Origin of the sequence: Pasteurella dagmatis (assembly GCF_900186835.1) — a bacterium.
GTDB lineage: Bacteria > Pseudomonadota > Gammaproteobacteria > Enterobacterales > Pasteurellaceae > Pasteurella > Pasteurella dagmatis.
Window position 1 is genome coordinate 984,746 of record NZ_LT906448.1, and the last position, 14,815, is coordinate 999,560.

Below are 14,815 nucleotides of genomic sequence, written 5' to 3' on the forward strand. Positions count from 1 at the left end.
TATTTATTAATTGTCATTTAGGTATTGTAACAGTGAATATTCAATCTATTCTATCTCATAGAATTCAACAAGCGATGATTGCAGTTGGTGCTGACAAAAATGTAGATGCGCTAGTTCGTCAATCAAGTAAAGCCCAGTTTGGTGATTACCAAGCAAACGGCATTATGGCTGCTGCTAAAAAAGCAGGTTATAATCCGCGTGAATTTGCAGAAAAAGTCATTCAACAATTAGATCTTAATGGCATTGCTGAAAAAATCGAATTAGCAGGACCTGGCTTTATCAATATTTTCTTAGATAAACATTGGTTAGCTGAAAACGTTCAAAATGCTTTAAATGATGAAAAATTAGGCATTACAGTAACTGAGAAACAAACTGTTGTGGCTGACTATTCCTCTCCAAATGTAGCAAAAGAAATGCACGTAGGTCATTTGCGTTCAACCATTATTGGTGATGCCGTTGTTCGTACATTAGAATTTTTAGGAAATAAGGTTATCCGTGCTAACCACGTTGGCGACTGGGGCACACAATTCGGTATGCTAATTGCTTATTTGGAAAAAATGGAAAACGAAAATGCCTCAGAAATGGAACTAAGTGATTTAGAAGCATTTTATCGTGCGGCAAAAGAACATTACGACTCTGATCCTGAATTCGCTGAAAAAGCACGTAATTATGTTGTGAAATTACAAGGTGGCGATGAATATTGTCGCACAATGTGGAAAAAACTTGTTGATATCACAATGCAACAAAACCAACAAAACTACAATCGTCTAAACGTAACCTTAACTGAAAAAGATGTGATGGGTGAAAGTTTATATAACCCAATGTTACCAAGCATTGTTGAAGATTTGAAGAAACGACACTTAGCCGTTGAAGATGAAGGTGCATTAGTCGTTTACCTTGATGAATTTAAAAATAAAGACGGTGAAGCAATGGGCGTTATAGTGCAGAAAAAAGACGGTGGTTTTTTATATACTACAACAGATATCGCCGCTGCAAAATACCGCTATGAAACATTAAATGCAGATCGAGCTTTAGTGTTCTCTGATACCCGTCAAAGCCAACATATGCAACAGGCTTGGTTAATTACGCGTAAAGCGGGCTATGTACCTGATAACTTCCAACTTGAACATAAAAACTTCGGTATGATGTTAGGAAAAGATGGCAAACCATTTAAAACACGTACTGGTGGTACGGTTAAATTAGCTGACTTATTAGATGAAGCGGTTGAACGTGCAACACAATTAATTAATGAAAAAAGCACCGCACTTTCTGAGCAAGAAAAAGCAGCTGTAATTGAGGCTGTTGCAATTGGTTCAGTAAAATATGCTGATTTATCTAAAAACCGCACGACTGATTATATCTTTGATTGGGATAATATGTTGAGTTTTGAAGGTAATACTGCACCTTATATGCAATATGCCTATACTCGTATTCGTTCTATTTTTAATCGTAGCGATATTTCAGAATCACAATTACAACAAGCAACATTAAAATTTGCAGATGAAAAAGAACGAGTGTTAGCAGTGAAATTGTTACAGTTTGAAGAGGCTGTGCAAGTAGTCGCCAAAGAAGGTAGTCCACATATTCTTTGTACTTACCTTTATGAGCTTGCTGGCGTATTCTCATCATTCTATGAGCATTGTCCAATTTTAAATAACGAAGATGAAAACGTAAAAATGAGCCGTTTAAAATTAGCGTTATTAACAGAAAAAACTTTAAAACAAGGTTTAACCTTATTAGGCATTAAAACCGTTGAAAAAATGTAACTGTTTCAATAATTAAAACGTAAAAGGCTGATAAATATTATCAGCCTTTTCTTTTATCTACTATCTACTTGTAATATTTTGACAAATCACTTTTTTGGAATAAAAAAAAGTGCCTCGCAGAGGCACTACTCGGAAAGCAAAATATGTCGGCTATTTTCTAATAGCACTTGTTCTTAGTTGCGGTAATGATAATTAAATAAACCACACACTGCAAATGGTTATTATTAATAATGTGAACCAACTCACGATTTTTTAGAAATATTAGCGCTTTTTTCACCAACTTAATAAAACAAAAGGCATTTAACTTAAGATTAAATGCCCTTAATAAAGTTTAACTAATTATTATTGATTTACAAATTTTTCGCCTAATTCAATATCAGCACGTAAAGTTTCTAACATTGTATCAAGTGCTTGTTGTTCAAATGCGCTTAATGGACCAATCGGTAGAATTTCTTCAACACCTTCTCTACCTAAACGAACTGGTTGAGCAAAGAAACGAGCATATTTACCGCAACCCTCCACATAAGTACATTCGACTACATTTTCACCTTGTAAACCTTTTACTAAAGAAAGTGCAAAACGTGCTGCTGCTTGTGCCATTGATAAAGTTGCTGAGCCACCACCTGCTTTTGCTTCAACCACTTCTGTACCCGCGTTTTGAATACGTTTTGTTAGTGGTGCAATTTCTTCCTCTTTCCATTCAACATATTGAACTTGTGAAAGTAATGGAAGAATTGTTACACCCGAGTGACCACCAATTACAGGTACAATAGTACGTATTGGATCTAAATTCTTCAATTCGGATACGAAAGTTTCAGAACGAATAATATCCAGTGTTGTCACACCAAATAATTTACGTTTATCGTATACGCCTGCTTTTTTCAATACTTCAGCAGCAATTGCCACCGTTGTATTTACGGGGTTAGTGATAATTCCAACACAAGCTTTTGGGCATACTACAGCTACTTTTTCAATCAAGTTGCGTACAATACCCGCATTAATATTGAATAAATCAGAACGATCCATACCCGGTTTACGAGCAACGCCAGCAGAAATTAACACAACATCAGCACCTTGTAACGCTAGTGTTGGATCTTCACCTGCAAAACCTTGTACTTTCACAGCCGTTGGGATATGACTTACATCTGCTGCTACACCAGGTGTAACTGGTGCAATATCATATAATGATAGCTCTGACCCTGCTGGTAATTGTAATTTCAATAATAATGCTAATGCTTGACCAATACCGCCTGCGGCACCTAGAACTGCAACTTTCATTTGCTACTCCTTATGGGTTAATAAACTAAATTCTTAAGATTTTAAAAGGATCACTATATAAATTCAAATAGATAAATTCAATTGTGAGATCTAACTCAAATTTTCATTAAAAACTGACCGCACTTTATTCAAAAATACTCTGAGTAAGCCAAAATCTATTTGCATATTTATGCAATTTTATGCAAGATTAATAGATATAACTAAAAAAGAGAATATGTTATGCATCCTGAAAAACACGATAATTTATCTCACGCATTCAAAGAATTACTCGCACAAGAAAAATTTGGCTCACAAAGTGAAATTGTTACAGCCTTACAAGAACTAGGCTTCCATAATATCAATCAATCTAAAGTTTCGCGTATGCTTACCAAATTTGGGGCAGTTCGTACGCGTAATACACGTATGGAAATGGTGTATTGTTTACCGAATGAATTGAGTGTACCAAACACAAAAAGCCCACTTAAAAATCTAGTAATCGATATTGACCACAATGCTTTTGTAGTCGTGATTAAAACTACACCCGGAGCCGCACAATTAATAGCTAGATTATTAGATTCTATCGGCAAAGCTGACGGGATTTTAGGCACAATAGCTGGAGATGACACAATTTTTGTAACTCCAACGCTAGGTACAGAAATGCGAGATCTGATTGACAGTATCAGGCAGTTATTTGATTCATCAATGTAACACATTTACCCTAATATTGAGGAGGCACTATGAATATCTTTATTACAGGCGCAACTGGATTAATTGGTTCATCATTACTTCCTCATTTAGTGGAAAAACACCAAGTTACTGCTTTGGTACGAAATCTCGAGACTGCACGCAAAAAACTTCCTAATATAACTACCCTTACTACATCAATTTCTCAATATCATAATTTGAATGATTTCGATGCGATTATCAATTTAGCGGGTGAGCCTATTTTTGATCACCGTTGGACCGTAGCACAAAAGCAAAAGTTAGTTAATAGCCGAGTTAGCCTCACTAAACATTTAGCTCACCTAATTAATCAAAGTTCAAATCCACCAGAAGTATTTATTTCGGGTTCTGCTACAGGCTATTATGGAGATAATGGCAATATGCAAATCACTGAAAATACCCCTGCTGCAAGAACATTTGCTGCAATGCTATGCAAGCAATGGGAAAATTCAGCTCTTCAAGCTGAAACTCGCGTTTGTCTTATCCGCACTGGTATTGTGCTTTCTTCTAAAGGAGGTGCTCTAGCAAAAATGTTACCCCTATATAGACTAGGATTGGGAGGGAAACTAGGGAATGGTCAACAATATTGGGGATGGATTTCCATAGATGATGTGGTTCAGGGAATTTTATTTTTACTTGAAAATAAACATTGTGAAGGGGCATTTAATTTCACAGCACCAAATCCTTTACCCCAAAGTGAAATCAATCAAATCTTAGGTAAACAGCTCAATCGCCCTTACTTCACATGCGTTCCTGCTTTTATTTTAAAGCTTGTGTTGGGTGAGCGTTCACAATTATTATTAGATAGTCAAAATATCATTCCAAAACAATTAGTGAACGCAGGATTCGAATTTCAATATCCTCATTTTAAACAAGCACTTGTGCATTGTCTAAATGAATAAAGAATAAAAATGATTATTCACGCACAAAAGGATTATTTTGTTTTTCTTGCCCAATTGTGGTGTATGGTCCATGACCTGCGACAATGATCATATCATCGCCTAACGGATACAGTTTTTCACGAATCACTCGTAATAATGCTTGATGATCGCCACCAGGGAAATCTGTCCTACCAACACTTTGTTTAAATAACACATCGCCTGTAAAAGCAATACGTTTATTGTGTTCAATAAAACCAATATGTCCCGGTGTATGGCCTGGTAGATGTAAAACTTCAAAACGCATATCACCAATTTCGATAATCTCACCTTCTTCATTTAACCAGCGATCAGGTTCAAAAGCATCAATTTCAAATAATCCAAATTTTTGTGATTGTTGAGGTAATTGTTGAAACCAATAATCATCTAAAGAATTTGGTCCAATCATTTCAACATTAAAATGTTGCTTCAATTTTGGTGCGGCACCCACATGATCAAGATGACCATGGGTTAATAAAATCACTTTTAGATTCAAATCTAATTCTTCAATACGTTTGATCAATTTCTCTGCTTCACCACCCGGATCAATGATAGCCGCATTTTTTTCATCATCCCAGATTAACGAACAATTTTGTTGGAATGCTGTGACAGGAATAATTTCGATATTCATTTTATTTCCTACATACTAACGAATAAGAAAACCGCACAAAAGTGCGGTTCAATTTAGAAAAGTTTTTCAGTGATTAGCTACCGCGCCAAGTACGGACTGGACCAGTATCGACGTGTATAAAATTACTACGAGGATAATAACCTACACCACCATTACTCAGTTTTTCAGCCACTTGACGTACTCTCGCTAATGACGTGCCATCAATACGGAAGTCAATTGCTTGACCACGAGTATGATAGCTATTACTCGCAACTCCGCGGCTACGGCGACGCATTGCAGCATTGCTCGCAGGGGAACGGTAACCACAAATAATTTGAATCTCAGTATTACGTAACCCTAAATTATTTTGGATACGATACAATTTGCTAAATAAATTTGGATCCATTCTATGCATATGATTGTTACGTTTATCACGCATTAAATAGTCCAAACGTTTTAATGCTACGGAAGAAAAACCTTTGCTCAATGAAAATTCCGAGCTAAATACATCACCTGTATTAATATTTCTAAAGCGTAAAATGCGAGGTTTTGGTGTTGATACCGCAGCTAATAAGCTATTGGGTAATAAAGATGCCCCTAATACAATTCCACCTAAAGATAACCATTTACGGCGACTATGGTTAATGTTGTCCATCTGCTACTTTCTCTAAAGTTAATACATACCCAATTTGACCAGTATGTTCGTAATTAGTTCTATATAAAAATTAAACATTACGATTCTACATATTTTCCCTAAAAAATAAAGGGAAAATATGTCTAATTTATGAGGAAGATCACATTAATTGAGATATTTTCCCACAATTTTCCAGTTTACATAACTGAAATTTGGTGTTGAATCGTAACCATAAATATCTGGTAACGTATGGGTCTGACCTTTGTTTACCCACATTGTGACATAGTATAAGAATACTGGATTATCTGATGCTACATTAGCAGAAGTCGTTTTACGGCTTTGTAACACACTACGTTTTCTTTCTTCTGACCAGCCAGCTTCTTTTAATAAAATTGTAGCGAGTTGATCAGATTTCTCAACACGTACACAGCCAGAACTCAAAGCACGATCTTTTTTACCGAATAACCCACGGTTTGGTGTATCGTGTAAATAAATCGCATCTGAGCTTGGCATATTAAATTTGAAGTTGCCTAATGCACTATCACCGGGAGCTTGACGCAAGCGATATGGAAATTTTTTCGCTGTCATATTTTCCCAATCAATTGTATATGGGTCGACACTATTACCTTTGCCATCAATAATGGTATAGCCATTGCGATAAATATAACTTGGATCTTTACGTACTTTTGGAATAATGTCTTCATTGATCAAACGTACTGGTGCATTCCAAGGTGGATTAACCACAACATTGCTCAATTTACTGTACATTACTGGCGTTTTGCGTGCTTTTTTACCGACAATAACTCTCGATGTTAAAACAAGTTGACCATCACGATAATATTCTAATTGATAACTTGGAATATTAACGAATAAGCCATCTGTAAACTCTGGAATTACACGTAAACGTTGTGCATTAATTGCCATTTTGTACATTTTAGATAACGCAGTTTTATCAGCATCTTCTTTGACTAAAGCTGTCAACGCATTTAATGTTTGCTTATACCAATTATTTTGTGTTGAAAGTGTAGCCAAGAATTCTGACATTTTATTCTCATTTACTGCACTTAACCAATTATTGATATGCTCATCTTTGGGTTGCATTGCTTTATAGCTATTTGCTGAATATAGCCATTTCTGAGCCGATTTTGACACATTTTTGGCGTAATACAGATAATCTAAGAAGGTATCTGTTAATAATATATCTCTCACTAATGAACCTTCTTCAGATTCATCAATTCGTGCCAAGGCTTCAAAAGTTTCTTTTGAAATACCACTTGCTACAACAGAAGCGTACTCACGTAGAAATTGTTTTTCAGCTGTTTTATCTGTCCAAAGGAATTGAAAATTATTTTCAGCATAGATTTTTGCAACTGCACTTTTAAACTGTAAACGTGTATCTCCAATTCGGTTACTTAATTCTTGCTCTGCTAACGCTTGTTTTTCTGCTGCAAGTCGCTCAGCCTCAATTTTCTGCTCTTCCGCTAATTGTTGTTCAGCAAGCTGAGTTTCTACTGCAATTTGTTGAGATGTTAAAGGCTCAGCATCTTGCACTAATGTTGTCGTCGCACTCACAACAGTTTCAAGACTGCCTGCCTGTAATTGAGTTGCTGTATTACTTGGATTAGCCAGTACACTAACAGTGTAAAATAATGGCAAAGACAATGCTATCTGTGTCACTTTGAGTGATTTCATTTTTAACATAAATGAGTTCCTTAAAATCATTAGAAATCGACCGCACTTAAAGTGCGGTCTAAATAAGCTGATTTTATTTTTCGGCTAAGGTTTTTTTCGAATCAAACTTCGCTAAATCAGCTGCCATTTTCTCTGCTTCTTTTAAGTAGAAATCTGGCGCTTCGTAATCTTTAGGTAAGTCATCAAGATCCTTTAACGCTTTTTTGCCTTCTCGTTTAAAACGAGCATTCAAATCCTTCAAACGTTTTGCATCATCCTTGTCATTTTCTACTTTTCGTGCTTCATAATTGAGCGATAAGAATTTACGTTCCCGACGCTCATCGCGAATTTTCAGATCCTCTTTTAAAGTGATAAACTCAGGATCTTTCTGAATTCGACGCTGATGATTGTCAAGTAAATAACCTACTGCATTACGTGCTTGAGCAACTTCAGAATAGGTCGCCGCAGGGATTTTATCCCAAGGCAACGCATTATCTTCTTTCTCTTCACCATATTCTTTGGCATCAATTGCGTCTGGGAAATCAATATCTGCAGCAACTCCCCTTAGCTGTGTACTACCACCATCAATACGATAGAATTTTTGGATTGTATATTGGATAAGACCCAATGGCTCTTGGTTTGCATCAAAGGCAAAATTTAATGATCGACTTTGTTGCACCGTACCCTTACCAAACGTATTTTGCCCAATAATAATACCACGATTGTAATCTTGCATTGCTGCTGCAAAAATTTCTGATGCGGATGCACTAAAGCGGTTAATCATCACTAATAATGGACCTGAATATACTTGAGCATTATCAGGATCTTCGTGAATACGTATACGTTGGAATGCATCACGCACCTGAACAATCGAACCATCACTAATAAATAAGCCACTTAATGCAACAGCCTCGGTCAATGCACCACCACCATTATCACGTAAATCGATAATGAGTGATTGCACTTTCTTAGTTTGTATTTCAGCTAATAATTTTCTAACATCATTTGTCAGACCAATATAGAAACTTGGAATTTTGATAGAAGCAACATTGTAACCATTCACTTTGCTTACTGTTAATTTTGCTGCTTGATCTTCAATTCTTACTTTGTCACGGATTAAAGTAATGATTTTGGATTTACCACCCTTTGCCGGTTCAATCTCTAAACGCACTTTTGTGCCTTTTTTACCTTTAATCTTGTCAACAATATCTTCTAAACGCCAACCGATAACATCTTCAATTTCACCGGTAGCCTGACCAACCCCAACAATTTTATCACCCGCTTTTAGCTTTTTACTGCGTTCTGCTGGTGCACCTGGTACTAAGGATTTGATACTTGTGCCGTCATCTTCACTTTGCTGTAAAGTGGCTCCAATACCTTCTAATGAAAGATTCATACTCTCATTGAAACTTTTCGCTGTACGAGGTGCTAAATAACTAGTGTGAGGATCAATTTCTCGAGCAAATGCATTTAAGTATACCTGAACAATATCATCTGCTTTGGTTTGCGTTAAACGACGAATAGCTAAGTCATAACGTTTCACCAATTTCTTTTTAATTTCAGGCCACTTTTTCTCTTTTAATTTTAAATTGATCACATCGTTTTTGACACGTTGTTCCCATAACTTATCTAATTCAGCTTGGTTTTTTGCCCAGTCTGCTTTTTCACGATCAATTTCAATTTGATCATTACCTGTTAAATTGGGTTCTTTATCTAACAAAGATAAGGCATATTGATAACGCTCATAACGGCGTTTCATCATTAACTCATACATTTCAAAAGCAATATCTAAATTACCTTCGTTGAATGCTTCATCCAGTTGATTAGCAAATTTTACTCGCATTTCATCAACTTCAGACTGTAAAAATGTATTACGGCTAAAATCTAATGATTTTAAATAACGATCAAAAATTTTTTCTGAGAATACATCGTCAAGTTGAATTTTACGATAATGGCTTTGTGTCAATCTAGTTGTGACACGTTTAGTCGCTAGCTGATTTTCTTCAGAGGGTTGAGGAATAACAATATCAGACTGTTTTAACTTAGGTTGAACAGCCTCTGTAACAGAGATATTAAGAAATAAAGCACTTAATAAAATGCTTGCTAAACAACTTCTTGTTCTACTCAATGTCATTTAAGTGTTCCTAAAAAGAAAATACAATAGATTACCTATTGTGGTGATTTTATTGCGAATGCCATCAATAAATGATGGCATTACTGATTATGAGAAAAGTTATACGAATAAACGATCAGCAGTCACGTTTATAACTAAGCCGTTTTCTAACTCAATTCGAACGTTTTCTTTCAAGTTTTCTAAGAAAATCGCATTCTTAGCACTATCGCCTACTTTTACTTTAATTTTGTCACCTTTTTGTAGTTTTTCTACATCAACTGCATTCAGTTCAATTTTTGGCCTACTTGGTCTTTTCAGTTTGACTACTGATTTTTCTTTATTATTGACCACTTTATTATTTGATTTAAATGCTGGACGCTTCTTCTTCAGATTTGCTACTTTTTCTGCTGCAAGTTTTTCTGACAATTTCGCTTTAGCTTCTGCTAATTGTTTTGCTGCATGTTGTGCATGTTCTTTCTCCAGTACACCACAAGGATTACCTTGTAAATCAACACGTTCAACGCCTTCTTTACAGCTATGTAAATAACGCCAGTTTGATGTGTATGCACGTAATGCCTGACGTAATTGTGTTTTACTTATTTGTTCGTCATTTTGTAACGCTTCTGCTAAATCTTGAAATAATCCGATTTTTAACGGTTTTGCTTCTCCTTCAAGAGAAAAACACAATGGAAACTTTTCCACTAAATAGGCAATAATTTCTTTATTATTTGTTAATTTTTGAACTTCTGTCATTGCTAATTCCTGAATGTCAATTTTCACATAGAAAAACTCGGCATAGTTTATCTCACTTTCAGAAAAAATGACAATTATATAATCAAATAAATACGTTAATTTACGTTTCTACATAGTCAAAAACAGAGTACTTTTAATTTGCTATATAATTTTTAATAAATATTTCCAAAATTTTTTATACAGTATAGAATACAAAAATCATAAAACTTGATTACTTTAATTTAACATTTAGATGACAAAAGAGTTGACCTCGAAACAACATCATTCACATAACGAATTTGCTTGTTGCTCTGACTGCGATGCTGTCATTTCTATTCCATCATTAAAAGAAAAGCAGGTTGCTGCCTGTCCACGTTGCCATAATGTATTAGGTTCAAGTGACCGTTGGAACTTACACCGTTGCGCAATGATTGCACTTTCTATCTTAATTCTTATGCCTTTCGCACTAAACTATCCTTTATTGAGCATAGAATTACTTGGTGTAAAAATTGATGCATCTGTATGGGGAGGTGTTTGGAAAATGGCAACACAAGGATATCCTTACACCGCATTTCTGGTCTTTATCTGTGCTGTATTTATGCCAATTTCCTTTGCTTTATTGGTCATTTTCTTACGTATTTCACAATTATTAGAAATAAAACCACGTAATTTACTCATTGCAATTACTTACATCAAACCTTGGGTAATGTTTGATGTCTATTTAGTTGCATTGGGTGTAACAGTATTTAAAGTTAGGGAATATGCCTCATTACATATTGATAGTTATTTAATTGCTTTTGTTTTTACCGCACTTTTGACAACATTGTTATTCATTAAATTAAACCCTAAGGAACTATGGAACGATTTCTACCCGAATAACAATCCATTGACTGAAATTCCTCAAGATAATCAACCGCACTTTTGTACTGAATGTCAATATACATTTACCAACGCACTTGAAGATCGTAAACACAATCTAATTTGCCCACGCTGCCATTCAAAACTGCACACGTCAGCAGATATTCGTTTACAACGGACTTGGGCAACCTTACTTGCTGGTATTGTGATGATATTCCCTGCTAACTTACTACCTATGTCTGTGATTTATGTCAATGGCGCACCGACTTCAGATACTTTAATGTCTGGTGTGTTGAGCTTTATAAATATGGGTAGCTACTTCATTGCATTTATTGTTTTTACAGCGAGTATTTTTGTTCCCATCAGTAAAATTCTGATTATGTTATATTTGCTGTCTTGCGTACATTTTAAACTACGTCACTCTGTTAAATGGCAAATGCGTTTATTACATTTCGTCCATTTTGTAGGGCGTTGGTCGATGCTTGATTTATTTGTTCTAGCATTGATGATGTCTTTAGTTGCCCGTGGACAAATTATTGATTTCTCTGTAGGACCTGCTGCCTTTTACTTTGGTATTGCTGTCTTTTTAACAATGGTTTCTACTTCACAATTTGATAGCCGATTAATTTGGAAAATTTATGACTACAAATAATAATCAAAATAACTCTATTGATAAAATTTATCAGCAAACAAAAGCAGATCTGAAACAAATCCGGAGAATCTCTCCGTTTTGGTTGTTACCTTTTATTGCGCTTTGCATTGGTGCTATTTTGTTTTTCCAAATCGTCCAAGAACAAGGTTATTCTATTCGCATTACCTTTGCTAATGGAGAAGGTCTTGTCGCAGGAAAAACTCAAGTCCGCTATCAAGGTTTGCAAATTGGTGTAGTAAAAAAAGTGAATTTTACTAATGATTTAAAACAAGTAGAAGTAATTGCAAATATCTATCCTGAAGCCAAAAGCGTACTACGTGAAAATACCAAGTTTTGGTTAGTAAAACCAAGTGCCTCCCTAGCAGGGATTTCAGGTATTGATGCGCTTGTATCAGGAAACTATATTACATTGCAACCAGGTGATGGAGATAGCGAAGATGAATTTATTGCTGAAACAGAAGGACCAATTGCACAAGTAGATGATGGAGATTTGTTGGTTCATTTAATTGCTGATGATTTAGGTTCCATTTCCATTGGTGCTTCTGTTTATTTTAAAAAATTACCTGTTGGTAAAATCTACGATCATCGCTTTATTGAAAATGGTAAAAAAGTGTCTATTGATGTGGTCATTGATAAGGCATATGCTCATTTTGTAAAAAAAGATAGCCATTTCTGGAATATTAGCGGTATCAATGCAAATGTCGGTCTGTCTGGTATCAACATTAATGTAGATAGCTTAAATGCCGTTGTCCAAGGTGCTGTTGCGTTTGATTCGCCAAATGACAGTGACCTTGCACAACACGATGAGAGTTTCACACTATATTCCAATTTCCAAGCTGCAAAACGTGGAACACCAATCCATATTACACTTCCCTCCAATATTACACTTAATGTTGGAGAAACTTCAGTTTATTATCAAAATAAAGAAATTGGTGTGTTATCAGAACTTAATACTGCCGAAAATGGGCAAGAAACTCGACAAGGCATACTACTCATTGATCCTGCAATGAGTTATTTATTCACAACGAATTCTAATATTGTTTTACGTAATAAAAATAAAAAGTTAGGCGATTTAACTAACCTGCAAAATATTTTTAGAGGTGAGTTTTTTGATGTTATTGCTGGATACGGGGAAGCAAAAGATAACTTTGTTATCATTAAAGAAAATGAATTGTTATTACAGCAACCTAATACACTAGTCATCACTCTCACTGCTCCTGAAAACTATGGGGTGAGTGAAGGTCAACCACTTTACTATAACAATATTAATATTGGTGAAGTGATTGATCAAAAACTCGATATTGATGGTGTGAACTTTAAAGTGGCTATTACTGAAAAATACCGCCATTTAATTCATCAAGACACCTATTTTATTGCAGCTTCACATTTCGACATTAATTTAGATACCAATGGATTACGTTTTGAAGCAGCTTCACCTGAAAAATGGCTAGAAGGTGGTATTCGTGTTGTTGCGGGGGAAAATCGAAAAGGTCAACCACTTTCAACCTATCCGCTTTATAAAGATATAACAAGCGCAGAAGCAGGAATTACTGACGGTAAAATCACGCCGACACTCACCTTGACAACACAAACCCTTCCAAGTATTAGTAAGGGGTCGCTACTACTTTATCGACAATATGAAGTTGGCAAAGTATTAGATATTCATCCAAAACAAAACCAATTTGAGGTTGATATATTTATCTATCCTAAACATAAAGAATTATTGACTCATAAAAGTGTATTCTGGGTGGAAAGCGCAGCAAAAATTGATATTACCCCAAAAGGAATTAGTATCCAAGCAACGCCTATCGCTCGTTCGTTAAAAGGTGCGATTAGCTTTGATAATTCAGGTTATGGAAAAAATAATGTTCTATATCCAAATGAATTACATGCTAAATCAGCAAATCAACAACTCACCTTTATTACTGATGATGCAACTAATTTATCGAAAGGTATGAGTATTCGCTATTTAGGTTTAAATATTGGTGAAATTGATAGTATCCAACTAGAACAAAAAAGCCAAAAAGTGATTACAAAAGCATTAATTAACCCACAATATATGGCATTAGTCGCAAAAGAAGGTAGCCGTTTTAAACTTATTTCACCACAAATCTCAGCTGGTGGAATTGACAATTTAGACAGTTTATTACAGCCTTATATTGATGTAGAACTTGGGCAAGGGAAAACAAAAACACAATTTACCTTATTACAATCTGCACCACGGAGTAATAAATATACGCAAGGGTTCCCTCTTGTATTAGAAACAAGTGATGCATTGAATATCACAACTGGCTCTCCAGTTTTATACCGTGGTGTGGAAGTAGGGACCATTCAAAAATTGTCACTCAATAACTTAGGTGACCGCGTATTTGTGCATATAGTAATCGATCAGAAGCATAAACATCTAGTACGCCAAAACTCTGAGTTCTGGATTGCGTCTGGTTATGATTTGAATGTAAGTTTAAAAGGTGCTGAATTTAATACAGGTTCTGTTCAACAATTCTTGAAAGGTGGAGTGTCATTCTCAACACCTTCAAGTACTATCATCCAACCACAAGCAAAAGAGAATCAACACTTCTTGCTACAAATCAAACGCCCTGAACAGGCTAAACAGTGGAACAGTGGCGCACTACCACAATAAAATGAGATAAAAAAATGCCGCACTCAAAGTCAGTGCGGCTTTTCATATTATTAAGAAGATAAGCTCAAAATTCTTTAAACTCATTCCAACAATGAATAAAATCTTTAAAGTTTAGCTGTACCAAAGTTAAATAACTCAGGTAACGCAACGATTCTAAGAAAAAACAAGATTAATTGCAAATCAAAAAATTAAATAAAATTTAGAAAACTTTACATTTTTTCAAATAATTTTCACACCTTCC

11 protein-coding genes are annotated in these 14,815 nt (G+C 35.3%); 5 read left to right on the forward strand and 6 right to left on the reverse strand.

Annotation, left to right across the window (positions count from 1 at the left end; genetic code table 11):
- Positions 1-32 precede the first annotated feature (32 nt).
- Positions 33-1,766 (forward strand): arginine--tRNA ligase, encoded by a 1,734-nt coding sequence (argS, locus tag CKV78_RS04455; protein WP_032855170.1) that lies wholly within the window; start codon positions 33-35, stop codon positions 1,764-1,766.
- Between the two features lie 342 nt (positions 1,767-2,108).
- Here argS and mdh read toward each other — a convergent pair whose 3' ends face one another.
- Positions 2,109-3,044: a malate dehydrogenase gene (mdh, locus tag CKV78_RS04460; protein WP_005762333.1), complete on the reverse strand. Its 936-nt coding sequence runs from the start codon at positions 3,042-3,044 to the stop codon at positions 2,109-2,111.
- Between the two features lie 219 nt (positions 3,045-3,263).
- Here mdh and argR point away from each other — a divergent pair, with 219 nt between their 5' ends.
- Both argR and CKV78_RS04470 read left to right on the forward strand, forming a co-directional pair.
- Positions 3,264-3,731 carry a transcriptional regulator ArgR gene (gene argR / locus CKV78_RS04465; RefSeq protein ID WP_005762335.1) on the forward strand — a complete coding sequence of 156 codons (468 nt, stop codon included), beginning with the start codon at positions 3,264-3,266 and terminating at the stop codon, positions 3,729-3,731.
- Positions 3,732-3,760: 29 nt separating this feature from the next.
- Complete coding sequence (locus CKV78_RS04470) at positions 3,761-4,648, forward strand: TIGR01777 family oxidoreductase (protein WP_005762336.1); 888 nt, start codon at positions 3,761-3,763, stop codon at positions 4,646-4,648.
- Between the two features lie 13 nt (positions 4,649-4,661).
- Here the strand turns inward: CKV78_RS04470 and CKV78_RS04475 are convergent, their stop codons facing one another.
- The 5 genes from CKV78_RS04475 to proQ form a co-directional block, all read right to left on the reverse strand.
- On the reverse strand, positions 4,662-5,294 hold the full coding sequence (locus CKV78_RS04475) for an MBL fold metallo-hydrolase (RefSeq protein ID WP_005762337.1): 633 nt from the start codon (positions 5,292-5,294) through the stop codon (positions 4,662-4,664).
- Positions 5,295-5,367: 73 nt separating this feature from the next.
- On the reverse strand, positions 5,368-5,928 hold the full coding sequence (locus CKV78_RS04480) for a YcbK family protein (protein ID WP_005762338.1): 561 nt from the start codon (positions 5,926-5,928) through the stop codon (positions 5,368-5,370).
- 144 nt (positions 5,929-6,072) lie between these two features.
- Positions 6,073-7,608, reverse strand: a complete 1,536-nt coding sequence (locus CKV78_RS04485; RefSeq protein ID WP_005762340.1) for a L,D-transpeptidase family protein — start codon at positions 7,606-7,608, stop codon at positions 6,073-6,075.
- A 64-nt stretch (positions 7,609-7,672) separates the two neighbouring features.
- Complete coding sequence (gene prc, locus CKV78_RS04490) at positions 7,673-9,712, reverse strand: carboxy terminal-processing peptidase (RefSeq protein ID WP_005762343.1); 2,040 nt, start codon at positions 9,710-9,712, stop codon at positions 7,673-7,675.
- Positions 9,713-9,811: 99 nt separating this feature from the next.
- Positions 9,812-10,444: an RNA chaperone ProQ gene (proQ, locus tag CKV78_RS04495; RefSeq protein ID WP_032855172.1), complete on the reverse strand. Its 633-nt coding sequence runs from the start codon at positions 10,442-10,444 to the stop codon at positions 9,812-9,814.
- 232 nt (positions 10,445-10,676) lie between these two features.
- Between proQ and CKV78_RS04500 the strand changes: the two genes are divergently transcribed.
- Both CKV78_RS04500 and CKV78_RS04505 read left to right on the forward strand, forming a co-directional pair.
- Positions 10,677-11,933, forward strand: a complete 1,257-nt coding sequence (locus CKV78_RS04500; RefSeq protein ID WP_032855174.1) for a paraquat-inducible protein A — start codon at positions 10,677-10,679, stop codon at positions 11,931-11,933.
- Positions 11,920-14,574 carry a PqiB family protein gene (locus CKV78_RS04505; protein WP_005762349.1) on the forward strand — a complete coding sequence of 885 codons (2,655 nt, stop codon included), beginning with the start codon at positions 11,920-11,922 and terminating at the stop codon, positions 14,572-14,574. The genes CKV78_RS04500 and CKV78_RS04505 overlap by 14 nt, the downstream gene beginning before the upstream one ends.
- Positions 14,575-14,815: the final 241 nt, after the last annotated feature.

Excerpts from the sequence above, each read along its gene's own strand:
- argR (WP_005762335.1), top strand. The coding sequence starts at position 3,264 with ATGCATCCTGAAAAACACGATAATTTATCTCACGCATTCAAAGAATTA.
- CKV78_RS04475 (WP_005762337.1), bottom strand. The coding sequence starts at position 5,294 with ATGAATATCGAAATTATTCCTGTCACAGCATTCCAACAAAATTGTTCG.
- CKV78_RS04505 (WP_005762349.1), top strand. The coding sequence starts at position 11,920 with ATGACTACAAATAATAATCAAAATAACTCTATTGATAAAATTTATCAG.
- mdh (WP_005762333.1), bottom strand. The coding sequence starts at position 3,044 with ATGAAAGTTGCAGTTCTAGGTGCCGCAGGCGGTATTGGTCAAGCATTA.
- CKV78_RS04470 (WP_005762336.1), top strand. The coding sequence starts at position 3,761 with ATGAATATCTTTATTACAGGCGCAACTGGATTAATTGGTTCATCATTA.
- prc (WP_005762343.1), bottom strand. The coding sequence starts at position 9,712 with ATGACATTGAGTAGAACAAGAAGTTGTTTAGCAAGCATTTTATTAAGT.
- CKV78_RS04485 (WP_005762340.1), bottom strand. The coding sequence starts at position 7,608 with ATGTTAAAAATGAAATCACTCAAAGTGACACAGATAGCATTGTCTTTG.
- CKV78_RS04480 (WP_005762338.1), bottom strand. The coding sequence starts at position 5,928 with ATGGACAACATTAACCATAGTCGCCGTAAATGGTTATCTTTAGGTGGA.
- proQ (WP_032855172.1), bottom strand. The coding sequence starts at position 10,444 with ATGACAGAAGTTCAAAAATTAACAAATAATAAAGAAATTATTGCCTAT.
- CKV78_RS04500 (WP_032855174.1), top strand. The coding sequence starts at position 10,677 with ATGACAAAAGAGTTGACCTCGAAACAACATCATTCACATAACGAATTT.